The organism is Streptomyces sp. NPDC049915 (assembly GCF_040656475.1).
GTDB lineage: Bacteria > Actinomycetota > Actinomycetes > Streptomycetales > Streptomycetaceae > Streptomyces.
Window position 1 is genome coordinate 15,209 of sequence record NZ_JBFAMH010000001.1, and the last position, 25,690, is coordinate 40,898.

Annotated in this window: 26 protein-coding genes and 1 pseudogene; 13 read left to right on the top strand and 14 right to left on the bottom strand. The window is 74.2% G+C overall.

Annotated features, from left to right (window positions below):
* Positions 1–2 precede the first annotated feature (2 nt).
* The 3 genes from gnd to AB0J12_RS00070 are packed head-to-tail and all read left to right on the top strand — an operon-like array spanning position 3 to position 1,944.
* Positions 3–884, top strand: coding sequence for a phosphogluconate dehydrogenase (NAD(+)-dependent, decarboxylating) (gene gnd / locus AB0J12_RS00060; protein WP_363262259.1), 882 nt, complete (start codon positions 3–5; stop codon positions 882–884).
* A gap of 6 nt (positions 885–890) precedes the next feature.
* Positions 891–1,475, top strand: coding sequence for a histidine phosphatase family protein (locus AB0J12_RS00065; RefSeq protein ID WP_363261799.1), 585 nt, complete (start codon positions 891–893; stop codon positions 1,473–1,475).
* 10 nt (positions 1,476–1,485) lie between these two features.
* Entirely contained in the window at positions 1,486–1,944 is a 459-nt protein-coding gene (locus tag AB0J12_RS00070) for an SRPBCC domain-containing protein (protein ID WP_363261800.1), read from the top strand.
* Here AB0J12_RS00070 and AB0J12_RS00075 read toward each other — a convergent pair.
* Together AB0J12_RS00075 and AB0J12_RS00080 are read right to left on the bottom strand one after the other, a co-directional pair.
* Positions 1,936–3,735: a TIM barrel protein gene (locus AB0J12_RS00075; protein WP_363261801.1), complete on the bottom strand. Its 1,800-nt coding sequence runs from the start codon at positions 3,733–3,735 to the stop codon at positions 1,936–1,938. The genes AB0J12_RS00070 and AB0J12_RS00075 overlap by 9 nt on opposite strands.
* An 8-nt stretch (positions 3,736–3,743) precedes the next feature.
* The gene (locus AB0J12_RS00080; RefSeq protein ID WP_363261802.1) at positions 3,744–4,622 is read right to left on the bottom strand and encodes a shikimate dehydrogenase; all 879 of its coding nucleotides are present in this window, start codon (positions 4,620–4,622) and stop codon (positions 3,744–3,746) included.
* A gap of 137 nt (positions 4,623–4,759) precedes the next feature.
* Between AB0J12_RS00080 and AB0J12_RS00085 the strand changes: the two genes are divergently transcribed.
* A complete protein-coding gene (locus tag AB0J12_RS00085; RefSeq protein ID WP_363261803.1) occupies positions 4,760–5,425 on the top strand; it encodes a TetR/AcrR family transcriptional regulator in 666 nt (221 codons plus the stop codon).
* A 192-nt stretch (positions 5,426–5,617) separates the two neighbouring features.
* A complete protein-coding gene (locus AB0J12_RS00090; protein ID WP_363261804.1) occupies positions 5,618–6,976 on the top strand; it encodes an MFS transporter in 1,359 nt (452 codons plus the stop codon).
* 60 nt (positions 6,977–7,036) lie between these two features.
* Here the strand turns inward: AB0J12_RS00090 and AB0J12_RS00095 are convergent, their stop codons facing one another.
* Together AB0J12_RS00095 and AB0J12_RS00100 are read right to left on the bottom strand one after the other, a co-directional pair.
* Positions 7,037–7,375: an extradiol dioxygenase gene (locus AB0J12_RS00095; RefSeq protein ID WP_363261805.1), complete on the bottom strand. Its 339-nt coding sequence runs from the start codon at positions 7,373–7,375 to the stop codon at positions 7,037–7,039.
* A 90-nt stretch (positions 7,376–7,465) separates the two neighbouring features.
* On the bottom strand, positions 7,466–8,494 hold the full coding sequence (locus AB0J12_RS00100; RefSeq protein ID WP_363261807.1) for a saccharopine dehydrogenase NADP-binding domain-containing protein: 1,029 nt from the start codon (positions 8,492–8,494) through the stop codon (positions 7,466–7,468).
* Positions 8,495–8,593: 99 nt separating this feature from the next.
* On the opposite strand from AB0J12_RS00100, the gene AB0J12_RS00105 reads away from it, so the two are divergent.
* Positions 8,594–9,595 (top strand): helix-turn-helix domain-containing protein, encoded by a 1,002-nt coding sequence (locus AB0J12_RS00105; protein ID WP_363261808.1) that lies wholly within the window; start codon positions 8,594–8,596, stop codon positions 9,593–9,595.
* 102 nt (positions 9,596–9,697) lie between these two features.
* Positions 9,698–10,888, top strand: a complete 1,191-nt coding sequence (locus AB0J12_RS00110) for an MFS transporter (protein ID WP_363261809.1) — start codon at positions 9,698–9,700, stop codon at positions 10,886–10,888.
* A gap of 71 nt (positions 10,889–10,959) precedes the next feature.
* Here the strand turns inward: AB0J12_RS00110 and AB0J12_RS00115 are convergent, their stop codons facing one another.
* Complete coding sequence (locus tag AB0J12_RS00115) at positions 10,960–11,553, bottom strand: TetR/AcrR family transcriptional regulator (RefSeq protein ID WP_363261810.1); 594 nt, start codon at positions 11,551–11,553, stop codon at positions 10,960–10,962.
* Between the two features lie 126 nt (positions 11,554–11,679).
* Between AB0J12_RS00115 and AB0J12_RS00120 the strand changes: the two genes are divergently transcribed.
* Positions 11,680–12,576 carry an NAD(P)-dependent oxidoreductase gene (locus AB0J12_RS00120; protein ID WP_363262260.1) on the top strand — a complete coding sequence of 299 codons (897 nt, stop codon included), beginning with the start codon at positions 11,680–11,682 and terminating at the stop codon, positions 12,574–12,576.
* Between the two features lie 13 nt (positions 12,577–12,589).
* Here AB0J12_RS00120 and AB0J12_RS00125 read toward each other — a convergent pair whose 3' ends face one another.
* Positions 12,590–13,039, bottom strand: a complete 450-nt coding sequence (locus AB0J12_RS00125; RefSeq protein WP_363261811.1) for a PPOX class F420-dependent oxidoreductase — start codon at positions 13,037–13,039, stop codon at positions 12,590–12,592.
* 77 nt (positions 13,040–13,116) lie between these two features.
* Here AB0J12_RS00125 and AB0J12_RS00130 point away from each other — a divergent pair, with 77 nt between their 5' ends.
* From AB0J12_RS00130 to AB0J12_RS00140, 3 genes are all read left to right on the top strand, one after another.
* Positions 13,117–13,695: a TetR/AcrR family transcriptional regulator gene (locus AB0J12_RS00130; RefSeq protein ID WP_363261812.1), complete on the top strand. Its 579-nt coding sequence runs from the start codon at positions 13,117–13,119 to the stop codon at positions 13,693–13,695.
* Entirely contained in the window at positions 13,692–15,107 is a 1,416-nt protein-coding gene (locus AB0J12_RS00135) for an MFS transporter (protein WP_363261813.1), read from the top strand. The genes AB0J12_RS00130 and AB0J12_RS00135 overlap by 4 nt, the downstream gene beginning before the upstream one ends.
* 62 nt (positions 15,108–15,169) lie before the next feature.
* Complete coding sequence (locus AB0J12_RS00140) at positions 15,170–16,399, top strand: serine hydrolase domain-containing protein (RefSeq protein WP_363261814.1); 1,230 nt, start codon at positions 15,170–15,172, stop codon at positions 16,397–16,399.
* Between the two features lie 12 nt (positions 16,400–16,411).
* Here the strand turns inward: AB0J12_RS00140 and ribA are convergent, their stop codons facing one another.
* Positions 16,412–17,083 (bottom strand): GTP cyclohydrolase II, encoded by a 672-nt coding sequence (gene ribA, locus AB0J12_RS00145; RefSeq protein ID WP_363261815.1) that lies wholly within the window; start codon positions 17,081–17,083, stop codon positions 16,412–16,414.
* Between the two features lie 39 nt (positions 17,084–17,122).
* On the opposite strand from ribA, the gene AB0J12_RS00150 reads away from it, so the two are divergent.
* Positions 17,123–17,905: a creatininase family protein gene (locus tag AB0J12_RS00150; RefSeq protein ID WP_363261816.1), complete on the top strand. Its 783-nt coding sequence runs from the start codon at positions 17,123–17,125 to the stop codon at positions 17,903–17,905.
* Positions 17,906–18,006: 101 nt separating this feature from the next.
* Here the strand turns inward: AB0J12_RS00150 and AB0J12_RS00155 are convergent.
* The 5 genes and pseudogenes from AB0J12_RS00155 to AB0J12_RS00175 all read right to left on the bottom strand — a co-directional run.
* Positions 18,007–19,191 (bottom strand): annotated as a pseudogene (locus AB0J12_RS00155) (lysylphosphatidylglycerol synthase transmembrane domain-containing protein); the annotation flags it as partial.
* Positions 19,188–20,219 (bottom strand): methyltransferase domain-containing protein, encoded by a 1,032-nt coding sequence (locus AB0J12_RS00160; RefSeq protein ID WP_363261817.1) that lies wholly within the window; start codon positions 20,217–20,219, stop codon positions 19,188–19,190. The pseudogene AB0J12_RS00155 and the gene AB0J12_RS00160, both read right to left, overlap by 4 nt.
* Positions 20,216–21,397 (bottom strand): glycosyltransferase family 4 protein, encoded by a 1,182-nt coding sequence (locus AB0J12_RS00165; RefSeq protein ID WP_363261818.1) that lies wholly within the window; start codon positions 21,395–21,397, stop codon positions 20,216–20,218. The genes AB0J12_RS00160 and AB0J12_RS00165 overlap by 4 nt, the downstream gene beginning before the upstream one ends.
* On the bottom strand, positions 21,394–21,792 hold the full coding sequence (locus AB0J12_RS00170; protein ID WP_363261819.1) for a 6-carboxytetrahydropterin synthase: 399 nt from the start codon (positions 21,790–21,792) through the stop codon (positions 21,394–21,396). Before AB0J12_RS00170 ends, AB0J12_RS00165 begins: the two co-directional genes overlap by 4 nt.
* Before the next feature lie 116 nt (positions 21,793–21,908).
* The gene (locus AB0J12_RS00175) at positions 21,909–22,892 is read right to left on the bottom strand and encodes a zinc-binding alcohol dehydrogenase (protein WP_363261820.1); all 984 of its coding nucleotides are present in this window, start codon (positions 22,890–22,892) and stop codon (positions 21,909–21,911) included.
* Positions 22,893–22,999: 107 nt separating this feature from the next.
* On the opposite strand from AB0J12_RS00175, the gene AB0J12_RS00180 reads away from it, so the two are divergent.
* The gene (locus AB0J12_RS00180) at positions 23,000–23,767 is read left to right on the top strand and encodes a CDP-alcohol phosphatidyltransferase family protein (protein WP_363261821.1); all 768 of its coding nucleotides are present in this window, start codon (positions 23,000–23,002) and stop codon (positions 23,765–23,767) included.
* Positions 23,768–23,867: 100 nt separating this feature from the next.
* On the opposite strand, the gene AB0J12_RS00185 is transcribed toward AB0J12_RS00180, so the two are convergent.
* Both AB0J12_RS00185 and AB0J12_RS00190 read right to left on the bottom strand, forming a co-directional pair.
* Positions 23,868–24,962, bottom strand: a complete 1,095-nt coding sequence (locus AB0J12_RS00185) for an ADP-ribosylglycohydrolase family protein (RefSeq protein WP_363261822.1) — start codon at positions 24,960–24,962, stop codon at positions 23,868–23,870.
* Positions 24,963–25,006: 44 nt separating this feature from the next.
* Positions 25,007–25,405, bottom strand: coding sequence for a hypothetical protein (locus AB0J12_RS00190; RefSeq protein WP_363261823.1), 399 nt, complete (start codon positions 25,403–25,405; stop codon positions 25,007–25,009).
* Between the last annotated feature and the right edge of the window lie 285 nt (positions 25,406–25,690).

A 25,690-nucleotide genomic window follows, 5' to 3' on the forward strand; every position in this document is an offset into this window, starting at 1 on the left:
CCATGCAGATCGGTCTTGTTGGTCTCGGCAAGATGGGCGGCAACATGCGCGAGCGTCTGCGCAACGCCGGCCACGAAGTCGTCGGATACGACACCAACCCCGAGCTCTCCGACGTCGACAACCTGGTCGAGCTCGCCGACCGGCTCGCCGCGCCGCGCGCGGTGTGGGTGATGGTCCCGGCCGGCGCCGTCACCCAGAACGTCATCGACCAGCTGTCGGGCATCCTCAAGCCCGGCGACACCGTCATCGACGGCGGCAACTCCCGCTGGACCGACGACGAGAAGCACGCCGAGGAGCTCGCCAAGCGCGGCATCGGCTTCGTCGACGCGGGCGTCTCCGGCGGTGTGTGGGGCCTGGAGAACGGCTACGCGCTGATGGTCGGCGGCGAGAAGGAGCACGTCGACCGGCTCAAGCCCATCTTCGACGCGCTGAAGCCGGAAGGCCCCTACGGCTACGTCCACGCGGGCAAGGTGGGCGCCGGGCACTTCGCGAAGATGGTCCACAACGGCATCGAGTACGCCATGATGCAGGCGTACGCCGAGGGCTGGGAGCTGCTGGAGAAGGCCGAATCCGTGGAGAACGTCCGCGAGGTCTTCCGCTCCTGGCAGGAGGGCACCGTCATCCGCTCCTGGCTGCTGGACCTCGCCGTCAACGCCCTCGACGAGGACGAGCACCTGAACAAGCTGCGCGGTTACGCCGAGGACTCCGGCGAGGGCCGCTGGACGGTCGAGGCGGCCATCGACAACGCGGTGCCGCTGCCCGCGATCACGGCCTCCCTGTTCGCCCGGTTCGCCTCCCGCCAGGACGACTCGCCGCAGATGAAGATGATCGCCGCGCTGCGCAACCAGTTCGGCGGCCACGCCGTCGAGTCCTCGAAGAAGTGACCCGGCGTGGGTGATCTTCTCCTCGTCCGCCACGGCGAGACCGAGTGGAGCCTGACGGGACAGCACACCAGCTTCACCGACCTGCCCCTCACCACCCATGGTGAGGAGCAGGCCAAGTCCCTGGCTCCGCTCCTGTCCGGACGGCCCTTCGCGCTGGCTCTCACGAGCCCGCTGCGGCGGGCCGTCCGCACGGCGGAACTCGCGGGCCTACTCGGGGCCGTGCCGGAGCCCGACCTGCACGAATGGGACTACGGGGGGTACGAGGGCGTCGCCACCGTCGACATCCACCGCACCCGTCCCGGCTGGGACCTGTGGACCGACGGCGTCCCGTCCGGCACCGGCAGCCGCGGGGAGTCGCCGGAGGAAGTGGGCCGCCGCGCGGACCGGGTCCTGTCCCGGGTGGTCCCGGCCCTGACGGCCGGCGATGTCGTCCTGGTCGCCCACGCCCACTTCCTGCGCGTCCTGACCGCCCGCCGCCTGGGCCTGCCGCCGTCGGAGGGGCGGCTGTTCCAGCTGGCGACGGGCACACTGAGCCGGCTGTCGACGGAACACGGGCGACCGGTGGTCGCGGAGTGGAACGTGCGGGCGTAAGGAGACGGTGATGACGCACGACGGTGGTCTGCGGCTGCATCTGCGGCGTGTTCTCGCCGCGCCATCCTCTGTCGTGTTCAGAGCCCTGACCGAACCACGGGAGCTGGCCAGGTGGTGGGGCCCCGAGGGGTTCACCATCCCGAGCGTGGAGTGCGATCCGCGGCCGGGCGGCGGTTATCGCATGGCGATGCAGCCACCGGAGGGCGATGTGTTCCACCTCGTGGGCGAATACCTCGAGGTCACCCCTCCGGTGGGCCTGTCCTACACCTTCCGCTGGGAGGATCCCGATCCCGAGGACCGGGAGACGGTCGTGCGGCTGACGCTTCGCGACATCGGCGCCGCGTCGGCCGAATTGACCGTCATCCAGGGCGACTTCCTGACCGAGCGACGACGAGCCCTCCACGAGGAAGGCTGGACCCAGGCCCTCGACAAGCTCGAGGGACTGGTGTCATCGGCTGCCTCACCCTGAGACGTCGTGTGCCGTGTGCTGCGCGGCCAGGCGTATCGGCGCGTTCGGGGCGCCGTAGCCGCCGTAACCGCCGTCGCGCTGGACCAGTTCGAAGAAGACCTGGCCGACGGTCCGGGTGTAGCAGTGGCGGAACTCGCCGCCCTGCTGGTCGCGGTCGTAGAGGATGCCGAGGTCGCGACAGGCCGCCAGGTCCTCCTCGGGGAGGTCGAAGCGGGCGGCCAGGTCGTCGTGGTAGTTGGCGGGCACCGGCAGCAATCCGCCGCCCGCCGCGCGGAAACGTCGGGCCGCGGCGACCACGTCGTCGCAGGCCAGCGCGATGTGCCGGGCGTGCGCGGTGGCATCGCCCGGAGCCGCGCCCACGGTGAGGGCGAGGCGGACGCTGCCGTCGGCGGTGGCCACGGCGCGGCTGCGCATCAGGCCGTACGGGTCGGCCAGGTCCACGCTCTCCTGCGCGTCCAGGCCGAGGACGGAGCGGTGGAAGAGGGCGGCCTCGTCGAAGTGGTGCCAGGGCTGGGTGAGCGCCAGGTGGTCGATGCCGCGGATGCCGGTGTCCCGCGGGGCTGCGGTCACGTCCGCGAAGCCGGCGCGCCAGTCGGGGAGTTCGGGCACCCGGTCGGTGGCGCAGAAGAACAGTTCCGTGCCGTCGGGTGCGGCCACCGCCTCCAGCGGCGCGTCCTCGGGTGCGCGCCGGCGGGGCAGTACGGGCGCGAGCAGGGCCTCGGCGCGGCGGGCGGCGCCGGCCGGGTCGGGTGAGGTGAGGCCGATCGCGGCGAGCCGGGTCCCGTCCCGGCGGGCGGCCGGGCCGGTGTTCAGCAGGATGCGGGCGTCCCCCTGCTCCCACAGGTCGACCGGCTTGCCGCGGTGCCGTGCGGTGCGGGTGAAGCCGAGGGCGCCGAGCACCGCGGCGGCGGGGGCGGGGTCGGGAGTGAGGAGTTCGGCGAAGGCGACGCCCGTGGGCACGACCGGCGCGGGCGGTGCCGCCGCGCCGGTCTCCTCGTGCAGGACCAGCAGTGAGCGGCGGCCGTCGACGGCCGTGGGGCCGGGGTCGGCCTGCCGGAAGACGTCGTTGAAGACCTCCAGCGACAGCGGGCCGGTGTATCCGGTGCGCAGCACGTGCCGTACCAGGCCGGCGACGTCGAAGCCGCCCTGGCCGGGGAAGCAGCGGTAGTGGCGGCTCCACTGCAGGACGTCCATGGCGAGCCGGGGCGCGTCGGCGAGCTGGAGGAAGAAGATCTTGTCGCCGGGGATGTCCTCGATGCCCTTGGGGTCCGAGCCACGGGACAGGATGTGGAAGCTGTCCAGGCAGGTGCCGAGCGCCGGGTGGTCCGCGGCCTCGACGATCCGCCAGGCGTGGTCGTACGTCGACACGTGCCGCCCCCAGGCCAGTGCCTCGTAGGCGACGCGGACGCCGAAGTCCTGGGCGAGGCCGGCGAGCCGGGCGAGCTGGGCGGCGGCGAGGGCGTCGTCGTCGACGGCGAGCGGGTGGACGCTGGAGCAGACCAGGACCGTGTCGGTGCCGAGCCGGCGCATCAGCTCGAACTTGTGCCGGGCGCGGCGCAGGCTGCGCGCGAACTCCTCCTCGGGCAGCGCCTCGACGTCCCGCATCGGCTGGTAGAGGTCGATGGTCAGGCCGAGGTCGGCGCAGCGGGCGCGGATCTCCTCGGGACCGAGCGGGCCGGCGAGCAGGTCGTTCTCGAAGATCTCGACGCCGTCGAAGCCGGCCCGGGCGGCGGCCGTGAGCTTCTCGGTGAGGGAGCCGCTCAGACAGACGGTGGCGATACAGGTACGCATCGGTGGCCTCACGGGGTGGTGGTCGCGGCGGCGCCGGTCAGGGCGGCGAGGTCGGCGAGCATCGCCGCGCTGTCGGGTTCCCGCCCGGTGAACAGGCGGAACGCGTCGGCGGCCTGGAAGGCGGCCATCCCGCCGCCGTCCAGGGTGGCGCAGCCCAGCGCCCGTGCGGTGCGCAGCAGTTCGGTCCGAAGGGGGCGGTAGACCACCTCGGCGACCCACAGGCCGGGGTGCAGCAACTCGGCGGCCAGCGGCAGCCCGGGGTGGGCGGCCATGCCGGTGGGGGTGGCGTGGATGACGCCGTCGGCGCCGGTGACCAGTGCGGGCAGCTCGTCCGGGCCCGCGGCGGCCGCCCGGCCGGCGCCGAAGTGCCCGGTGAGGGACGCGGCCAGGGTGGCGGCTCGCTCGGACTGGGCGTCGACGAGGGTGATCCGTTCGGCGCCGAGGGTGAGTGCGGCGTGCGCGACGGCCGCGCCGGCGCCGCCCGCCCCGAGCTGTACGACCCGCTCCAGCGGGGCGTCGGGCAGGCCGCGCGCGAAGGAGGCGGCGAAGCCGGTGACGTCGGTGTTGTGGCCGACGGCCCGGCCGCCGTCGAAGACGACGGTGTTGACCGCGCCGAGCGCCTCGGCCTGCGGGTCCAGGGCGTCGAGATGGGGTATCACCAGCTGCTTGCAGGGGTGCGTGACGTTGAGCCCGTCGTAGCCGAGGTCGCGGGCGGAGCGGACCAGGTCGCCGACGGCCTCGGGCTGCAGCCCGAGTGTGTCGAGGTCGAGGAGCCGGTAGAGGTAGCGGAGCCCTTGGCGGTCGGCCTCCCGCTGGTGCAGGGCCGGGCTGAGCGACGGGCCGATGCCGGAACCGATCAGTCCGACGAGGAAGGAGTCACCGGGCACTGCTGACCTCCGGAGCTAATGTACGAACCAGTACGTTAGCTATATCAGCCCGGCGAGCCCACGAAAAGCCCCGGCCCGCCGCGGACCCGCCGCCTTCTACAATCTGCGGCACTGGCCCAACGCACCGGGGGAAGCCCATGACCAGCGTCGACGAACCGGCACGCACCGGCGGACGCACCCGCGACGCCGCCCGCACCCGGGCCGAGATCCTCGACGTGGCGACCCAGGAGTTCGCCCGGGCCGGATACGACGGGGCCCGCGTCGACGAGATCGCCGCCCGCACCCGCACCACGAAGCGGATGATCTACTACTACTTCGGCGGCAAGGAGCAGCTGTTCACGGCCGTGCTGGAGCGGGCGTACGCGGTGATCCGCGAGGCCGAGCAGCAGCTGGACGTCGAGCACCTTGACCCCGTCGCGGCGATCCGCCGGCTGGCGGAGCTGACCTTCGACCACCACGAGCAGCACCCGGACTTCATCCGGCTGGTCAGCATCGAGAACATCCACGAGGCCGAGCACATCGCGGCCTCGCAGAAGCTCGGCCGGATCGGCTCGCCCGCGCTGGACGTCATCCGCCGCATCCTGGCCGCCGGCCGGGGGTCGGGCCTGTTCACGGCGGACGTCGACGCCGTCGACCTGCACGCGATGATCAGCGCGTTCTGCTTCTTCCGGGTCTCCAACCGGCACACCTTCGGGGCACTGTTCGAGCGCGATCTGCTCGACCCCGCGGAGCGCGAGCGCTACCGGACGATGCTGGGCGACATGGTGATCGCCTATCTGACGGCGGAGCGCGCCGGCGACTGAGTCCGCGGGGTTCCGCTGCGGCAACACCCCTTGACAGCGGGGAAACACGGGCGCAACATCGCTTGCCATCGCAACTAACTATCCAGTGGGTTAATTAGCCGAAGATCCGGCTCCCCCGCGCTCCCCGCGTTGTCTCGCGGTTCTTCCGCTCACCCCGTTCCGCCTACGTGGAGTCCCCCGAAGGAGCACGCCGTGCCCGTCCCCGCCGCACCGCACGACGCCACCGCCCCGCCCGGCCAGGCCAGGAAGGCGGCGGCCGCCGCCTGGATCGGCAGTGCCCTCGAGTGCTTCGACTTCTTCCTCTACGGCAGCGCGGCCGCGCTGATCTTCCCGGAGGTCTTCTTCGACTCCTCCGACCCGGCGACCGCCACCCTGCTCTCGCTCGCCACGTTCGGGGTCGCCTACGCCGCCCGCCCGGTCGGCGCCCTCTTCCTCGGGCACATCGGCGACCGGCTGGGCCGTAAGAAGATCATGGTGTTCACGCTGATCCTGATGGGCGTCTCGACGTTCCTGATCGGCTGTCTGCCCACCCGCGCCCAGGTCGGCGGCCTCGCCCCGGTGCTGCTGGTGGCCTGCCGCGTGCTGCAGGGCATCTCCGCTGCCGGTGAGCAGGCCAGCGCGAGTTCCATGACGCTGGAGCACGCGCCGCCGGACCGGCGCGGGTTCTTCACCAGCTTCACCCTCAGCGGTACGCAGGGCGGCCAGCTCATCGCCACGCTCGTCTTCCTGCCGATCGCCGCACTGCCCGAGGACCAGTTGCTGTCGTGGGGCTGGCGGGTGCCGTTCTGGCTGAGCATCGTGGTCGCGGTGGTCGGCTACCTGGTGCGCCGCCGGCTGGCCGAGACGCCGGCGTTCACCCGGCAGGCCGCGACCGAGGGCGTGGTGAAACTGCCGTTGGCGGTCCTCGTGCGCGAGCACTGGGCGGACGTCCTGCGGGTGATCGCGGGCGCGCTGATCGCCTCCGTCAGCACGATCTTCACGGTCTGGGCGCTGGCGTACGCCACCAGTGACGCGGTGGGGATGGACCGGTCCGGGATGCTGTGGGTGGGTGCGCTCGCCAATCTGGTGGCGCTCGCCGCGATCCCGCTCTGGGCGCGGCTGGCGGACCGGATCGGCCGCCGCCCGGTGTACCTGGTCGGCGCGGTGGGCAGCGCGATGACGATGACGCTGTACCTGTGGGCGATCTCCACCGGCTCCTACCCGCTGACGCTGGTGTGCGGCGTCCTGGCGTTCGGGGTCGTCTACAGCGCCGCGAACGGGGTGTGGCCCGCGTTCTACGGCGAGATGTTCTCCACCCGGGTCCGCCTGTCCGGCATGGCCGTCGGCACCCAGATCGGGTTCGCGGTCGCCGGTTTCGCGGTGACGTTCGCCGCGCGGATCGCCGGGCCTCGCGGTGACGACTGGGCCGCGGTGGCACTGTTCACGGCCGCGCTGTGCGTGCCGCCGGTGATCGCCGCGCTGTCGGCGCGGGAGACGCACCGGGTGCCGACCGAGCTGCTCGGCCGGCGGCCGGTGTCCCGGGCGGCACAGCAGGAGACGGTGACCGCCTGAGGTCACGTACCGCCCGGGCCCCGGGAGCCGTGCCCACGGCGACCGGGGCCCGGTGCCGCGCTACGGGCGCGGGTGCCGTGGCTCGTACAGTCCGATCTCGCCGCCGCCCGGCAGCCGGAACCCGGTCAGACGCCCCCAGGGCGCCTGCACCACGGGACTGAAGTCGACGCCCTTGGCGGTGAGTTCGGCGATGGTCGCGGTCAGGTCGTCGCACATCAGCATCAGCTCGTGCGACGGCTCACCGTCCGCGGGGTGGCAGGCCACCTCCGCGGGCGGCATCCGGAAGATCAGCCAGCCGTTGCCGGCGTCGACGTGCGGCCAGCCCAGCACGTCCCGGAGAAAGGCCCGGTCGGCCTCCGCGTCCCGGCTGTACAGCACCACGTGCGCCCCATTGATCACCCCTGGGAGGCTAGCGCCTGCCTTGAGGACCGGCCAGATGACGCGCGGCCCGCACAGCACGCTCACCTCCGCCTGCGGCCGCCCTCGGGCTCACTCGCCCGTGATGTCGACGCTGACGTGCGCGGACAGTGCGCCCAGGAAGTCCTGCGCGTCGAAGGCCGCACCGGCCGAGGCGACACCGGCCCCGCGGGTCCGTCCCGTCAGGATGCGGTCGACCGCCTCCACCACGAGCGGCGCGGTGACGGCGTAGATGTCCCGCCCCCTCGCCACGGCACGCCGCTCACGACCGCCGGAGCGTACGACGACGTCGACGAGGAAGGTCTGCGCCGACCGCCCCCGCTCGTCCGTCGGCGCCGGGGCGGGCGCGTCCGGGTCCACCACGTCGCGGGCCGCCTCGACCGTCATGTAGGTGCGCACCTCGGGGATGGACAGGTGGCTGGGGAGGGTGATGACGTCCGCCATCGTGAACTCGCCGATGACCGCGCGGGGACCGGTCGGGGCGGGGAACGCCCACTCCAGGGCCGGCGGATCGTCATGACGGTGTTCCAGCCGCCCGTTCGTGTACACGATGCGTGCGCTGCCCCGCCGCTGCCGGGACACCGCGCCCGCCGCACGCGTACCGGCCGTGGGGTGCCAGCTGTTCAGCCCGTACGCGATGTGCGCCTCGTCCGCCGCCGTCCAGTCGCCCATCGCCGCGGTGGCCAGCAGGTCGCCGAGGCCGCCGTAGAAGGCCATCGCCGGGACGATCACCGCGCCCGCCGCCCGCGCGCGGTCGGTGAAGTGCGTGAACGTGTCGGCGTTGGCCTCGATCTCGGCCGCCACGTCCACGTAGGGAATCCCGGCCCGCAGAGCCGCCTCGATCAGGGGAGCGGCGGTCACGGCGAACGGCCCTGCGCAGTTGACCACGGCGGCCACGCCGGCCAGGGCGCGGTCGAGGGCGGCGGCGTCGTCGACGGACGCCGGCCGGACATCGAGCCCCGGGCCGGCGGCCGCCCGCAGCTTCCCGGCGTCGCGGCCGGAGAGGACGGGGACGAATCCGCGTTCCAGCAACTCCGCGACCACGAACCGCCCGGTGTGTCCGTACGCCCCGTACACGGCCACCCTCTGCCCCGTTGCCATGCCGCTCTCCTCCGCTTGAACGATCAACTGCGCTCATCCTGTCGTCCGTGGTGCACGCCCGCGAGTGTCGGGAACGACACCACCCGTACAATTCCGGACATGAATCCGAGGGCGGGGACGGTCGCACTGGCGGTGACCGAGGGCATGCTGCACTTCGAACTGTCCGTGGCGTACGAGGTGTTCGGCTCCGCTCCGGACGCGGTGCGCGGACCCTGGTACGACGTGGCCGTCTGCGGCCCCGCTGCCGTACGGGTCGGCCACTTCCTGCTGGAGCCCGACCACGGCCTGGACCGGCTGGCCCACGCGGACACAGTGATCGTCCCCGGGTGGGCCGACGTCGACGTGAGTCCGCCCGCCGACCTCGTGGACGCGGTGCGCGCGGCGCACGCGGCGGGAGCGCGCGTCGCCTCGCTGTGCACGGGGGCGTTCGTGCTGGCCGCGGCCGGACTGCTGGACGGCAGGCGCGCGACCACGCACTGGGCGCACACGGCCGCGCTGGCCGCCCGCCATCCCGCGGTCGAGGTGGATCCCGACGTGCTGTACGTCGACAACGGCAGCGTGCTCACGTCCGCCGGCAAGGCCGCCGCGCTGGACCTCTGCCTGCACCTCGTCCGCCTGGACCACGGTTCGTCGGTCGCCAACACGGTGGCCCGGCGCCTGGTCGTGCCACCGCACCGCGACGGTGGTCAGGCTCAGTTCGTGACCACCCCGTTCCCGGCGCCGGGCCATCATCCGCTCGCCGGCCTCCTGCCCTGGGTGCTGGAGAACCTGGACCGTCCGCTGACCGTCGAGGACCTGGCCCGCAAGGCGCGGATGAGCTCACGCCACCTCAGCCGCCACTTCCGGTCGCTGACGGGGTCCACTCCGCTGCAATGGCTCCTGACCCAGCGGATCCGCCTCGCCCAGGAGCTGCTGGAGACCACCGACGGCACGGTCGACGCCATCGCGGCGGTCACCGGCATGGGCACCGCGACAACGCTGCGCCGGCACTTCAGCCACCGGGTCGGCGTGCCCCCCGACACCTACCGCCGCACCTTCCGTCGCCGCAACGGCTCCCCCGGGCCGGCGCCGGCACACACTGTCCGCTCCGCTGACAGTTGATGCCTGCCGGGGCCGACGAAGGCGCTGCCCGCCCTGCGCCGAACTGACTCGGCAGCGGCGCCCCTTGAACCTGACACCGGTGTCAGGGTCGACCCTGCGGGCATGACGACCGACACCACGTCACCCGCCGTACGGGTGCTCAGCCCCCGCCTTCCCCTGGCCGCCCTTCTCGCGCTGGCCACCGCCGTCTTCGTCACCAGCCTCACCGAGACCCTGCCCGCCGGACTGCTGCCCGCGATGAGCGCCGGGCTCGGCGTCGGCGAGTCCGCGGCCGGACAGGCGGTGACCGTCTACGCCGTCGGGACGGCTCTCACCGCGATCCCGCTGGCGGCGGCCACCTCCGCCTGGCGCCGCAAGCGGCTGCTGCTGACCGCGATGGCCGGCTTCGCCGCCGCCAACACGGTGACCGCCGTCTCCGCGAACTACCCGCTCACCATGGTGGCCCGGTTCGTCGCCGGCGTGGCGGCCGGACTCGCCTGGGCCCTGCTCGCCGGATACGCCCGCGGCCTGGCCCCCGCCGAACTGCGCGGCCGGGCGGTCGCGGTGGTGATGACCGGCATCCCCGTGGCCCTCTCGCTCGGTGTACCCGCGGGCACCTACCTGGGTGAACTGCTGGGCTGGCGCTGGGCGTTCGCGCTGATGACCGCGGTGACCGCCGGACTGCTCGGCTGGATCGCGCTGCTGGTGCCGGACCGGCCCGGACAGCAGCGGACGGCACGTGAACCCGTGCTGCGCGCACTGGCCGTGCCCGGGGTGGCGCCGGTCCTCTTCGTCACGCTGGTCTTCGTGCTCGCGCACACCGTGCTGTACGCCTACGTCGCCACGTTCCTCGACCGGTACGGCATGGGCGGCTCGGCCGGCGCGGTGCTGCTGGTGTTCGGCGGGGCGTCCCTGGTGAGCATCTGGTACGTCGGCGCCCGCATCGACCGCCGGTTGCGCGCGCTCAGTGTGGCGGCCGTCCTGCTGGTCGCCGGGGCGGCGGCCGTGCTGGGCCTCTTCGCGGACGTACCGGTGCTGGTGTACGTCGCGGCGGGGCTGTGGGGCCTCGGCTGGGGCGGTGTGCCGACGCTGCTGCAGACCGCCGCGGCGGAGGCGGGCGGCGCGCGTGCCGACGCCGCGCAGGCGATGCTGGTCACGCTGTGGAACGCGGCGATGGCGGCCGGCGGGGTGCTCGGCGGGGTACTGCTCGACCGGTTCGGGGCGGGCGCCTTCCCCTGGACCGTGCTGATGCTGATGGCGCCGGTGCTGGCGGTGGTGGCGGGGGCGCGCCGGCACGGTTTCCCTGCCGGGTGACAGCCGGACGCCCGCCCGCCGGCCGGCCCTTGACTCGACTCGACCACCGGACGTTTCCGGCCGGGCGCCCCTTACCGGGGCGCCGCCGCCGCGTCCAGCAGGGGGCCCAGTTCCTCGACGACCGTGTGGAGCGCGCGGGTGTCGCGTTCGCTGCGGGCGAGGAGGATCGCCCCCTCCAGAGCGCTGATCATCACGGTGGCGAGGGAGCGGGCACGGTCCGCGGGCACCCGCATGCCGGTGAGCGCCTCGGCCACCGCGCCGGTCCATGTGGCGAACGCCCCGGCCGTCGCCTCGCGCGTCGTCTGCCCGGCGGCCGAGCAGTCGACGGTGGCGGCGGCGACCGGGCAGCCCGTGGCGAAGCCACCGCTCTCGTACTCGTCGATCCACTGGCGGGCCATCGCCGCGAACAGCCCGCTGGGCGTGGGGTCGTCGAGCTGCGCGAGGAAACGGGGCACGCGCCGGGCGGCGTACCGGCCGGCCCAGCCGACGGCCTCGTTGACGAGCTGTTCCTTGCCGCCGGGGAAGTAGTGCTGGAGCGAGCCGCGGGGCGCCTCGGCGTGCGCGGCGACGTCGCGCATCCCGGTCGCGGTCACGCCGTCGCGCCGGATGAGCTGGGCCGCGCTGAAGACCATCCGCTCCCGTGGCCCCGGTCCGGACCCCGCCATCTCCGACCTCCTGACACCGTCGCCGAGCCTGTGCCCAGCGTAGGGCCGGACGGCCGGCTATGACGATGGTCATGGAACAGCGCTACTATGACGACTGTCATAGTGAGTGCGCGGGAGGACGGACGCATGCATGTCGGCTTCATCGGTCTCGGCGTCATGGGGCAGCCGATGGCCCTGCGCCTGGCCGCCGCCGGGACCCCGCTGACCGTGTGGAACCGCACCCCGGCCCGCGCCGAGCCGCTGCGCGCGGCCGGCGCCACGGTGGCCGCGGACGCGGGCGAGGTGTTCGCCGGGGCCGAGACCGTGTTCCTGATGCTGGCCGACGAGGGGGCCGTCGACGCCGTACTCGCCCGGCACACCGCGGGGTTCACCGCGCGCGTGGCCGGTCGGACCGTCGTCCACATGGGCACCACGTCCGCGGAGTACTCCCGCGCCCTGGAGGCGGACGTGCGCGCGGCGGGCGGCCGTTACGCCGAGGCCCCCGTCTCCGGATCGCGGGTACCGGCCGAGCAGGGCCGCCTGGTGGCGCTGCTGGCCGGCGAGGAGGCGGCCGTGTCCGCCGTACGGCCGCTGCTGGCGCCGATGTGCCACCAGACGTTCGTGTGCGGTGCCGCCCCGAACGCGCTGCTGATGAAGCTGTCGGTGAACCTCTTCCTGATCACCCAGGTGACCGGACTGACGGAGGCGTTCCACTTCGCCGGGCGGCACGGGCTGGATCCCGCCCTCTTCCTGGACGTCCTGGATGCCGGGCCCATGGCCAGCGCGGTGTCCCGGATGAAGGGGCCCAAGCTGCTGGCCGGGGACTTCGCGGTACAGGCGGCCGCGCTGGACGTCCTGAAGAACAACCGGCTGATCGCCGAGGCCGCCCGCGTCCGGGGGCTCGCCTCACCGCTCCTCGACGCCTGCCACGCGCTGTTCGAGGAGACGGTGGCGCTCGGACACGGGGGCGCGGACATGGTCGCCGTGCTGCGCGCGATCGAGGCGCGGACCGGGACTCCGGCCGAGGCGCCGGCCGAGGGCTGATCAGCCGGCGCCGTCAGCCGTCGTTGGCGCCCTTGGGGATGCCGTACGCCCGCTCCACGGGCAGCCGGAGGACCAGGCGGCGGTCGCGGACCATCGCGGCGCGGTAGTCGTCCCAGTCGGGGTGCTCGCCCGCGACGGCGCGGTAGAGGCGGATCAGCTCCTCCACGGTCTCGTCGTGCGGGTCCTGCGCCACCGGCGTCAGCTCGGCGGTCGCCTCGACGACCGTGTAGGCCCAGCGGTCGGCGCTGGTGACGTGGTACGACGCGCGCGGGTCCCGGCGCAGGTTGCGCGTCTTGGCGCGGTCGTCGGTGAGCGAGATCCGGACGACCCGCTCGTCGGGGTCGTAGTGGTGGCTGACGTTCGACAGCTGCGGACGTCCGTCGCGCTTGAGGGTGACCAGCACCCCTCCGCGCTGCTCGGTGAGGAGGGCGAGCAGCGCGTCCTGTGTCGTGTCATGAGTCATGTGGGGACAACTCGCGGGAGACGCGGCCCATTCCCGCTCGGTAGACAGTGTCTACGTCCGCCTGGTAGACACTGTCTATGACTGCTGCCGAACCGGCCGATCTACGGACCCGACTTGTCGACGCCGGCGTGGACCTGGTGGCCCATGAGGGCGTCCAGGCACTGACCCTGCGGGAGATCGCCCGGCGCGCCGGCGTCTCGCACGGGGCGCCGCGCCGCTGGTTCCCCACCCACCTGGAGCTGCTGTCGGCCATCGCCCGCCGCGGCTTCGGCGACCTCGCGGCCCGGGTCGCGGCGCTGGACACCGATGGCTCGCCGCGCTCCCGCGTCGAGCAACTCGCCCGTGCCTACCTGGACTTCGCACGGGAGCAGCCCGGCATGTACGAGCTGATGTTCCGTCACGACCTGCTGGAGAGCGGTCATCTGGGGCTGCGGGAGACCAGCCTGCCGCTGTTCGGCGTACTCGTGGACCTGGTGGGCCGGGGCCGGCCGGACGCCGACGCCCGCACGGTCGCGGCCGCACTGTGGGCGAACCTGCACGGCATCGCCCAGCTGTGGCGCTGGGGCAGCCTTCAGCTCGCCACCGGCAGCGAGGACGTCACCCCGCTGCTGCGTGGCGCTCTGGACGCCCACCTCGGCTCCGGGACGACCCGGTGAAGGGGCGTGCGGCCCTGGCGTGCAGCGTCGCGGGCGCCGTCGTCGTGGCCCTGGACGGCACGGTCCTCACCGTCGCCCAGCCCGCCCTCGGCGCGGACCTGCACGCGTCGGCCGGCCAGGTGCAGTGGACCACCACCGGGTACCTCATCGCGGTGGCCGGCCTGCTGGTGCCCGCCGGGCGGATCGCCGACCTGTACGGGCACCGGCGCGTCTTCGCCGTCGGCATGCTCGGCTTCGGCGCGGCCTCGGCGGGGATCGCGCCGGCCCCCGGCGTGGGCTGGGTCGTCGCGCTGCGGATCGTCCAAGGCGTCTTCGGGGCCCTGCTCCAGCCCGCCACCCTCGGCATGCTGCGCGCCGCCTACCCACCGGACCGGCTGCGCCGACCGCTCGCCGTGCGCACGGCGGCCATCGGCCTGGCGGCAGCGACCGGACCGCTGATCGGCGGGGCGCTGACGACGGCGGTGGGCTGGCGGGCCGTGTTCCTCGTCAACGTCGTACCGGCTGCGGCGTTCGGGCTGCTCGCCCTGGCCTGCGGGCAGGCGGGAGCGCCCCGCCGAGAGCACCCGGCGCCCCGCCCCGACCTGCCCGGGGCCGTGCTGCTCGCGCTCTGCCTGGCCGGTTCGGTGCACGCCCTCGTCGCGCTCCCGGCGTCCGGGTGGACGCCGGCCCGCGCGCTGGAAGTCGCGGGGGCCGCGGGGGCGGCGCTGGCCTTCGTCCGCCATGAGCGTCGTACCGCCGACCCGCTGGTGCCCGCCGACGCGGTCGGCGCGGCGGGCGTGGGCGCCGCGCTGGGCATGCTGGTGGCCGCGTCGGCGGCCCTCCAGGGCGCGCTGTTCACCTGCGTCTACGTCCTCCAGCGCGACCTCGGCCTGGATCCGCTGCACTGCGCGCTGACCGCCCTGCCGCTGGCCGCGCTGATGATCCTGGCCGCGCCCGGCTGCACCGTCGCGCTGCGCCGGGCCGGTGCCCACCGCACGACCGCTGCCGCGCTGGCGGCGCTCGCGCTGGGACTGCTGGTCCTCGCCCGCGCCACCGGCCCGCTCGTCTTCGGTGCCGGGTTCGCGCTGCTCGGCGCCGGTTTCGGCACGGTGATGGTGGCGGCCACCCACGTCGTCGTACGACAGGCGGCCGCGCGGTCGGCCGGGGTGGCGGGCGGCCTGCAGCAGACGGCGCTGAACCTCGGCCCGGTCCTGGGCGTGGCCACCGCGACCACCCTGTGGGGCCTGGCCGGACCGCGGGCGCCGCTGCTCGCCCTGGCCGCGGTGGCGGCGGGGGCCGCGGTGGCGGCGCGGGGCCTGCCGGGGCGGGACACAGAGCCAGGGGCGGCGGGGGCCGCAACGGCAACGGCAGCGGAGGCGGAGGCGGAGGCGGAGGCGACCGGAACGCCTCCCGCCGCTTCCGTGCGGCGGTGACGTCTGACGGCCCGCGGGTGGGGTATGCCGGTGGAGGGGCCCGCGGCGACGAAGGACACGCGATGGCGATGCTGCGACAAGAGGTCGAGCCGGGTGAGGCCGGGATGGACGCGACGGCGCTGGACCGGCTCGACCGGCATGTCGTCCGCCTCGTCGAGGAGGGCCGGCTGCCCGGGTTCCTCGTCTGCGTCGCCCGCGGCGGGCGCGTCGCGCACCTCACCTGCCACGGCCTGCGCGACATCGCCGCGAAGGCGCCGGTCGAGCCGGACACGCTGTGGCGGATCTACTCCATGACCAAGCCGGTCACCGCGGTCGCCGCGCTGCTGCTCGCCGCGGAGGGCCGACTCTCGCTCGACGACCCGCTCGAGCGGTATCTGCCCGCGTTCGCCGCGCCGCGCGTGTACGTGGGCGGCGAGGGGACGGACGTGCGGACCCGGCCGGCCGCCGGGCCCCTGCTCATCCGGCATCTGATGACCCACACCGCCGGTCTGACCTTCGGCTTCTACCACACCCACCCGGTGGACGCCCTGTACCGGGCGGCGGGCCTGGAGTCGTCGGTGCGGCCGGGCTCCGACCTCGCGGAAACGGTCGAGTTGTACGCGAGCCTGCCGTTGCAGTTCGACCCGGGCACCCAGTGGAACTACTCCGTGGCCTCCAACGTGCTCGGCCGGGTGATCGAGGTGGTCTCCGGGCAGCCGCTCGACACGTTCTTCACCGAGCGGATCTTCCGCCCGCTCGGCATGACCGACACCGGCTTCCAGGTGAGCGACGAACAGGCGGAGCGGCTGGCCGAGTTGTACGGCGACGCGGACGACGGCGGTATCACGCCGATCACCGGGCTGCCGGTGCGCGGACGGCCCCGGTTCCTGTCCGGCAGCGGCGGCCTGGTGACGACCGCGCACGACTGGCACCGCTTCATGGAGATGCTGCGCCGCCGCGGGGAACTCGACGGCGTACGCCTCCTCGCGCCGCACACGATGGCGGAGATGACGCGCAACCAGCTGCCGGGCGGCGCCGACCTGAGGTCCTTCGGCAGCCGCCCGGCCCACGACGAGCGCGGCAACGACGGCGTCGGTTTCGGCCTCGGCGTCTCCGTCGTCGTCGACCCCGCCCGCACCCTGGCACCGGCCGGGCCCGGCACCTACGGCTGGAGCGGGGTGGCGACGACGACGTTCTGGGTGGACCCGGGCCGGGAGCTGACCGTGCAGTTCCTGACCCAGCTGCGGCCGGGGCGCTCGCTGCGGCTGTTCCCGGAGCTCAGACGGCTCGTCCACGAGGCGGTCACCGACTGAGGCGGGACCGGCTCAGGACCAGTGGGCCACCGCGTCCAGGTGCGGCAGATGGTGGTCCATCCGCTCCCGCTTGGTGCGCAGATAGGTGATGTTGTTCTCGCACGGCGGGATCAGCAACGGCACCTGCTCGGCCACGCCGACACCGTGCCGTACCAACGCCTCGCGCTTGAGCGGGTTGTTGGACATCAGCCGCACGGAGTCCACGCCCAGGTCGCGCAGCATCGCGGCGGCCACGCCGTAGTCGCGGGCGTCCACCGGCAGCCCCAGCGCCAGGTTCGCCTCGACGGTGTCCAGGCCCTCCGCCTGCAACGCCATCGCCCGCAGCTTGGCCAGCAGTCCGATGCCCCGGCCCTCGTGACCCCGCAGATACAGCACGACGCCGGCGCCCTCGGCGACGACCGCGCGCAGTGCCGCGGCCAGCTGGTCGCCGCACTCGCAGTGCCGGGAGCCGAACGCGTCACCGGTGAGGCACTCCGAGTGCAGACGGGTCAGGACGTTCTCGGTGCCGAGGTCTCCGTGCACGAGCGCGACCTGCTCCTCGCCGCGGTCGTGGTCCAGGAAACCGATCGCCTGGAACATTCCGTACACCGTCGGCAGCGGGGCGCTCACGACGCGTTCCACACCCGTGCGCCGGTCCTGCTTCTCGCCGAGGACGCCGAGGGGCGCCGTGCTGTTCTCTGTCATGATCTGATTCCTCAGCTCCGTACGAAAGGCCGTGAAAACATGAGTGGTTCGGGCTCGGTGACAGCGGGAGACGGTCCGGTGCCGGCGGGTCACGGTCTGCTGCCCGCGGACACCACGGAAGACGTACGGGCGCGGGCGGCGGACGGTTCAGCACGGGTCGCCGTCCTTCCCGTCGGCAGCCACGAACAGCACGGCCCGTACCTTCCGCTGGCGACGGACACCCTCGTCGCCTGTGCGATCGCCCGGGAGATCGCCGCCGCGTACCCGGTGCAGCTCCTGCCGCCGGTGACGATCTCCTGTTCGCACGAGCACGCCGGCTGGCCGGGCACCGTCAGCATCTCCGCGGTGACCCTGCACGCGGTGGTGAGGGACATCGCCGCCTCGCTGCGCCGCTCCGGCGTCGAGGCCCTGGTCGTCGTCAACGGGCACGGCGGCAACTACGTGCTCGGCAACGTCGTCCAGGAGGCCTCCGCGCGCGGCGAGCGGATGGCGCTCTTCCCGGCCGCGGAGGACTGGGAGGCGGCCCGCGTGCGGGCGGGGGTGGCCACGTCGCTGCTCACCGACATGCACGCGGGAGAGATCGAGACGTCCGTTCTGCTGCACGCTCACCCCGAATTCGTCCGGCCCGGTTACGAGTCCGCCGACGTCGTCGCCGACGACCGCCGTCATCTGCTCACCGTGGGCATGTCCGCCTATACGGCTTCCGGTGTCATCGGCCGTCCCTCCCTGGGCTCGGCGGACAAGGGCGGAGAGCTGCTGGCGAGCCTCGCGGACTCCTTCGGCGCGTACTTCGCACTGCTCACGGGAGCCGCCGAGGAGTAGCCGCGGGCGGGCAGCGCCAGCACGCCCGGCAGGGCCGCGGCGAAGCACAGCACGCCGTAGACCACCGCGACGGCCAGCCCGGTGTCCGCGCCGAGCCCGGCGGCACCGAACGCCCACGCGGTCACGCCCTCCCGCGGCCCGAACCCGCCGACGTTCAGCGGCAGTCCCATCGCGAACAGGGCGAGTACGGCGAGCGGCAGCAACGCGACGACGGAGGCGCCGGGCGCGGCGGCCCGGGCCGCGAGGGCGAACGTCGCCAGGTGTCCGGCGAGCACGACGACCGAGGAAAGCAGCACGCCCGGCCCGTTGCGCCGGGACAGCAGCCCCTCGCGGGCCTCCGCCAGCACCGCCCGCAGCGCACGCGTGTGCCGGGCGGGCGCCCCCGGTGCGCGGTTCATGCGGACGGCGAGGACGACGGCCAGCGCTCCGACGGCGGCGAGTGCGGCGAGCGGGACGGCGTGCCGTACGTCGTCGCGGACCGGGGAGGGCGCGACGAGCAGCACCAGCAGCCCGGCCACGGTCAGCACGACCTGCCCGGCGGTGCGTTCCAGCACCACCGCGCGCACGCCTCGTCCCATGTCACCGGCGCTGCGCCCGTGCCGCACCGCTCGGTGCACGTCGCCGAGGACACCGCCGGGCAGGGCGGCGTTGAGGAACAGCGCGCGGTAGTAGCCGGCGAGAGCGGTGCGGAAGGGCAGCCGGATGCCGAGCCCACGGGCCACGAGCGACCAGCGCCAGGCACTGCACGCCGTGGTGACCCCGCCGATCCCGACCGCCGCGGCCAGCGTCGGCACGTCGATCCTGCGCAGCCCGTCGAGAAACGCCCCGGTCCCGAGCCGCCAGACCAGCAGCCCGAGGATGAGTACCCCGACGAGGGTGCCGAGGTGCCGGCGGAGGTGAGGCGCGCCTGTGCCGGAGACGGACTCGGGTGGCGCGTCGGCCGAGTCGTGGCCGGTCGCCGTACCGGAGCCGACCGAGCTGTCGTGGACGTTCTGGGTCCGCGGGCCGGCCGAGTTGTCGAGGCCGTTCCGGGTCCCCGAGCCGACCGAGCCGTCGGGGCCGCTTCCCTCAGCCGGTCCGGCCGCTCTCGGGGCCGGGACTGCGGTGCCGGGGCGGGGCGCCGTCGTGGCGGCGGCACCCGTGCCGGTGCCGGTACCGGTACCGGCCGAGGCGATCCGCCCGGTCACGGGCCCCGCGGTGTCCGCCTCCGGCATCAGGACTCGGGCCGCCGTGGCGGACGTCGCCCCGCTGCGATCGGCGGCCGGGCGCCCCGTTCCGGCCCTCATGACGTGCCGCCGTTCGGAGCGGCCAGGGCCAGCAGGTCGCTGTGGTGGACGATCGCGCGCAACTCCCCCACGGCCAGGGACGCGAGCCGGGCCGCCAGATAGGTCCCGGCGCGTTCGGCCAGCTCCGGCCGCTGTTCCACGGCGGCGCCGACCCAGCCGCGCAGCCACTGCGCCGTCAGCTCAGGGTCGGCGGACCCCAGATGCCAGGCACTCGGGCGGACCCGCACGGTGGCGCCGTGCGCGGCGAACGCCTCGCAGGCCGCGGTGACCGCGTCCGGGCCGAGCAGACCGGTGCGCCGCTGGTGGTCGTTGAAGGCGGCTGTGATCTCCGCGTCCAGCGGATCCTCCGGGGCCAGCTCCACGCGCCCGGCAACAGTCAGCGTGAGCAGCGCCGGACAGCCGGCGCCCGCGCACGCGGCGGCGAGGGCGTCGATCTCGTCGCGGGTCAGCACGTCCAGCAGCGCGGAGGCGGTGACCAGGCCGGCACCGGCCAGCGCGTCCGGGGTGAGCCGGGCGACGTCGCCGCGCCGGGTCTCCACGGTGACCCGGCTGCCGTCGGCGGCGGCGCGCGGGGCGCCGGCCGCGGCGAAGTGCAGCAGGTAGGGGTCGCGGTCGTGCAGCACCCAGTGCTGGGCTCCGTCCAGCCGGGGCGCCAGCCAGCGGCCCATCGAGCCGGTACCGCATCCCAGGTCGTGCACGACCAGGCCGCCGGAGCGGCCGGGCCGGTTGGCGAGCCGGATGCGCAGCGGGTCCAGCAGGTCGGCGGCGCGCGCGGCGGCGTCGGCCGGCTCCCGCAGCCGCAGCCACTCGGGCGCGTACCGGGCCGGTTCCTCGGGAGCACCCGGCCGCAGCCGTACGGTCTCCCGCTCCCCCGGCCGGGTCACCGGCCCGGCGCCCGCAATCACCACGGACGGGCCCCCGGCCGCCTGGGCCGGAGCGAGCTGCCGCGCCGCCGGAGCGGGCGCACCGGGAGTCGTCTGCTCCTCGCGCGGAACGCGGCCGTCCGCAGCGGCCGTGGGCCGCGTCATGACGGCCTCCCCGACGGGGCCGGGAGCCTGCCCAGGACGGCGGCCAGGCGCTGGGCCGTCGTCCCCCAGCCGCTCAGGGCGGCGCGGCGGGCGCGCGCGGCCGTCCTGAGGCGGCGGCGCAGCTCCGGGTCGCCGAACCAGGCGCGCAGGGCCGTGGCGAGGGCGGCGGGGTCGTCCGGGGGGACGAGGAGACCGGGCCGGGTGCCGTCGGGGGCGCGGCCGAGCGCCTCGGGCAGTCCGCCGACGTCGGTGGCCAGCACCGGGACACCGCGCGCCAGGGCCTCGGTGACCGCCATGCCGTAGGTCTCGCCGGCGGAGGCCAGGACCATCAGGTCGGCGGCGGCGTAGGACGCGTCGAGGGCTCCGGCGGTGCGCGGTCCGGTGAGGGTGACGCGGTCGTCGAGGCCGTACGACCGGATCGCCGAGCGGACGCGGGAGACGTAGGCCGGGTCCTGGGTGACCCCGCCGACGAGTTCGCAGTGGAAGGGCAGGCCGGCGACCGCGGCCAGGGCCTCCACCAGCCGGTGCTGGCCCTTGCGCGGGGTGACGGCGGCGACGCACAGCAGGCGGGAGACGCCGTCGGTGCCGGGCGCGAGGGGCGCGATGTCGGCGCCGGGCGCGGCGACGTGCACGGCGTCCGGGGCGAGGCCGTGGTGGGCGACGAGCCGGCGTCCGGCCCACGCGCTGGTGGCGATCACGGTCGGTACGGCGCGCAGCACCGCCCGCTCCCGTGCGTCCAGGTCGGCGGCGACGGCCGGGTCGAGGCCGGTCTCGTCGCCGAGAGGGAGGTGCACGAGGACGGCGAGGGACAGCCGCCGCGCCGCCGGGACGACGACCTCGGGGACGCCGCAGGCGACCAGTCCGTCCAGCAGGACCACCGAACCGTCGGGGATCTCGCGCAGGGTGCGGTCCAGTGCGGCGCGGGCGCCGGCGTCCGGGCGGGGCCAGGCGCCGGCCACCAGGTGGGCGTGCGGCTGCCAGCCGAAGCCGGGCAGGTCCAGGCTCACGCGCCGGTCGTAGGCGTTGCCGCCGCTCGGTGCGGCCGGGTCGTCGACTCCGGCCGGCATCACGAAGTGCGCGGTGCGCAGGGACATGGGAATGATCCCGCCGTCGGTCGGGGGTACGGGCTGCGCGGGTATGTGGGCGAGCCGCTTCGTCCGCGTCGTCGTGCCGGTCACAGCGCACGCTCGTAACTCGCCCACGCCACATGCGACTCGTGGAGGGTGACGGAGAGGCCGGCGATGCCCCGGGCGCCCTCGCCCAGCGCGCCCTTGTGGATGCGCTCGGCGAGGCGGTCCGCTATGACCTTGGCCAGGAACTCCGTGGAGGTGTTGATCCCGGCGAAGTCGGGTTCGTTGTCGAGGTTGCGGTAGTTCAACTCGCCGACGACGGCGCCCAGTTCGCGGGTGGCCAGACCGATGTCGACGACGATGTTGTCGTCGTCCAGCTCCTCGCGCCGGAAGGTGGCGTCCACCAGGAACGTCGCCCCGTGCAGGCGCTGCGCGGGGCCGAAGACCTCACCGCTGAAGCTGTGGGCGATCATGATGTGATCGCGGACGGTGACACTGAACAACGGACGACCCTCCAGGTGCGGCGCGTCGGTTTCCCGGCCGATGGCCGCCGGGGATGCCGAGTAGTACGGCTCATCTCTCCCCCGCGTTCAGCCTCTCCTCACCCTTTTCGCTCAGGTCAGGCGCTCGGATCGGGGTACCGGACCCGGTGGCACAGCGCCGGCACCTCCCCCGACGCGAGCCGGGGCAGCGCCTCGGGCAGCTCCTCGAAGGCGGACTCGCCGGTGACGAGGGCGTCGAGGGCGGGATCGGCGAGCAGGTCGAGGGCGAGCGCGAGCCGGTCGCCGTAGGAGCGGGAGGCGCGGGCCGGGGAGACGGTGCCGACCTGGCTGCTGCGGATCGTCAGGCGCCGGGAGTGGAAGGCCTCACCGAGCGGGAGACGGACCGTGCGGTCGCCGTACCAGCTCAGTTCGACGACCGTGCCCTCGGGGGCGAGGAGTTCCAGTGCCCGGGTGAGGCCCTGCTCGGTGGCACTGGCGTGCACGACGAGGTCGCACCCGCCGAGCGCGTCCTCGGGCGCGGCGAAGCCGACGCCGAGCGCCTCGGCGGTGCGGGCGCGTCCCGGGTCGGTGTCCACCAGCTGGACGCGGACGCCCGGGAAACGGGCGAGCAGGGCGGCCACCGAACAGCCGACCATGCCCCCGCCGACCACCGCGATCCGGTCCCCGACCAGCGGCGCGGCGTCCCACAGCGCGTTCACGGCGGTCTCCACGGTGCCGGCCAGCACGGCCCGGTGGGCCGGCACGTTCTCGGGGACGACGGTGAGGGCTTCCGCGGGGACGACGTACCGCGTCTGGTGCGGGTACAGGCAGAAGACGGTACGGCCGGTCAGTTCCGGCGGCCCCTCCTCCACCACGCCGACGTTGAGGTAGCCGTACTTCACCGGGCCGGGGAAGTCGCCCTCCTGGAACGGCGCGCGCATCGCCGCGTACTGGCTCACGGGCACCCCGCCGTGGAAGACGAGGGTCTCGGTGCCGCGGCTGACCCCGCTGAACAGGGTCCGCACCACGGCCTCCCCCGGCGCGGGGTCCGGCAGAGTGACGTCGCGGATCTCGCCGTGCCCGGGCGAGCGAAGCCAGAACGCGCGTGCTGAACGGCTCATCAGCATCCTCCTGAACGATCGGAAGGCGGTGCACGTACCGGGATGTGCACAGGCCGCGCACAGTACGCGGCGTTGATCGACTCTGTCACTCGGCCGGAGGGTGTTCGGTGGCCCTGAACGACATGTACTCAGCCAGGCCCGTTCAGCAGGAGCCGGCGGTGGGCGCGGGTGTCCAGCTGGTGTTGCTGGGCCTGCTCGGCGCGGCGATAGGTCTGGGTCCGGTGGGGTGGCTGACCGGACTCGTCTTCGCCGTCACCAGCTGGGCGGTGCTGTCGCGGGCCCTGCACCGTTCCGGTCTGGACTCCTTCGGCCCCGCGAACCGTGTCACGCTCGGCCGCGCCACCCTGGTCGGCGGGGTGACCGCGCTGGTCGCGGACTCCTTCGAGAGCGCGCCGCCGGTGACGGTGTTCGTCGCGCTGACGGCGGTGGCGCTGCTGCTGGACGGCGTGGACGGCAAGGTGGCCCGCCGCACCGGCACCACGACGGCGCTCGGTGCCCGCTTCGACATGGAGGTCGACGCGTTCCTGATCCTGGTGCTCAGCGTGTACGTGGCGCTGGACTTCGGCCCGTGGGTGCTGCTGATCGGCGCGATGCGCTATGTGTTCGTCGCCGCGGCCCGCGTGTGGCCCTGGCTGACCGCCCCGCTCCCGCCGAGCACCGCCCGCAAGACGGTGGCCGCGCTCCAGGGGATCCTCCTGCTGCTCGCAGCCTCCGCCCTGCTGCCGGAACCGGCGGGCGCCGGGGTGGTACTACTGGCGCTGGGGCTGCTGACCTGGTCCTTCGGCCGGGACGTGGTGTGGCTGTGGCGAAGCACGCACAGCGTGCCGGACACGGTCCCGGTGCACGCGGAGGAACTGGACCTCGCGGCACCCTGAGCGCGATGCGTCCGGTCGCTCAGCCCCGGCGTGGCAGCAGGGCGATCGCCGCCAGGGTACGGCGGCCGGCACGAGCCAGGCTGTCCTCCCCCTCGCCGGCTCACCAGCCCGGATACCGCTCCCACCAGTGCGGGTCCCAGGCCGGTACGTACTCCATGCCGCTGGGTGAGTCGTCGAGTTCCAGGGTCATGTCGCGAGCCAGGGTGTCCAGGACCCAGGCGAGTTCGTGACGGGCGATCAGGTCGGTGGGCAGCGCCTCGACCCCGTGGACGGCGCCCAGCAGCGCGCCGGTCACGCACGCGACCGAGTCGCCGTCCGGGGCGCCGGCGGCGAACGTGAGCGCGGCGCGGATGTCGGTGCGGGCGGGGAAGGAGGCGGCCGCGTAGACGGCGCCGAGCAGGGCCGCGGGCGCGGTGGGGTCCGGGGCGAGGCGGGCCAGGTGGCCGGGGTGCGCGGGTTCCTCGATCGCACGCCGCAGGGCCGCCGTCAGCAGGGCGTGCTCCTGCTCGGTGACCGGCCGTTCCTCGGCCGGGAGGGCGGTGAGACCCGTGTGCAGCGCTTCCCGTACGGCCTCGTCGGGCCGCACCGGCGTATGGGTCAGACAGTGGCGGGCGAGGAAGACCGCGTGCGCGGTGGCGCTCTGCGCGGCCGGGTCGCCGTGTGTGAGGGCGGCGAGCGCGGCGGCCTGGGCGATGCCCGCGGGGCCGGTGGCCGCGACCGGGAGCGTCCGGGTCAGCGCGTGACAGCCACGGCTCGCGGTGGCCATGCCAGGCTCGCCCTGCTCGATCCGGGACAGGGCCGTCACCGTCGCCGGTGCGCTGCCCCGCCGTTCGGCCAGCGCGGGCACGCCCGCGAGCCAGCCGTCCGGCCAGGGCTTGTGGTCGTACGGGTTCCAGCGGCGCCGCATCGTCTCGCGGGCGATGCCCTGCAGGTGGGCCCAGCGGCTGTAGGCGTGCAGGACCACGCCGGGCGCGTGGCAGATGCCCTTGTGGTGGACGCGGACCTGGGCGCGGATGATGCCCTCGGCGGTGAAGCAGGCCAGTTGGGTGCTGACGCCGGCGGGCAGCGGACCGCCGGCGGGCAGCCTGCCCCGCGCCGCCCCCAGGGTGTCTCCGATCGCCAGGCCGAGCATCAGCCCGCGTACGCGGGACTGCCGGGCGAACAGTTCCCTCTGGGGGTCCTTGGCGTGGGGCAAGGCAGCGCGCCTCTCGTTCTTCCGGGGGAGAGCCGGCGGTGGCGTCAGAGGCCGGCCCGCTCCAGCAGCACGGGCAGGGCCTCCGGCTTCACCTTCTGCACCGACCGCACCTGCCCGAGCCCCAACTGCTCGCGGCTCACCGGGTCGCGGGACAGCGCCTTCGTCGCCTCGGTGAGCAGCGTCGCGGCCACGAGGTAGGAGACCTCGGGATCGTCGGGGTCCTGCCAGGGTTCCTCGTCGACCTCGCCCACGGCGCAGACCGCCGCGTCCGGGTGGGTGAAGAAGAACCAGAGCCGGTCCCCGGGCTTCATACGGTTACGGCGGCTGAGCCAGAGATCCAGTTCGGGGTCCTCCTCGGCCAGTTGCCGGATCGTCTCCGGGTCGGTCGGTTCACCGTCCAGCATGTCCAGTTGAGGATTGAGGATGTAGATCCAGTCCGCCACGGCTCTCCCCTCGATCAGAACGCCCGGTCCGCGACCGCGCGCACGCAGCGCCCCATGGTGCCAGGCGGACGGCACCTGTGCGAACTTGGTTTCGAAGACCGGACATCGGCCGGGGCCTCGGCACCGGTCCTCGGCCGCCGACGCACGGGCCACGGCCCACGGCCCACGGCCGCCGGCGTACGGCTGCCGGTGTACGGCTGCCGGTGTACGGCTGCCGGTGTACGGCTGCCGGTGCAACCGCTCCGGACAGCCGTACGCCCACGAGGTGTGCCGCATCCCCGACGG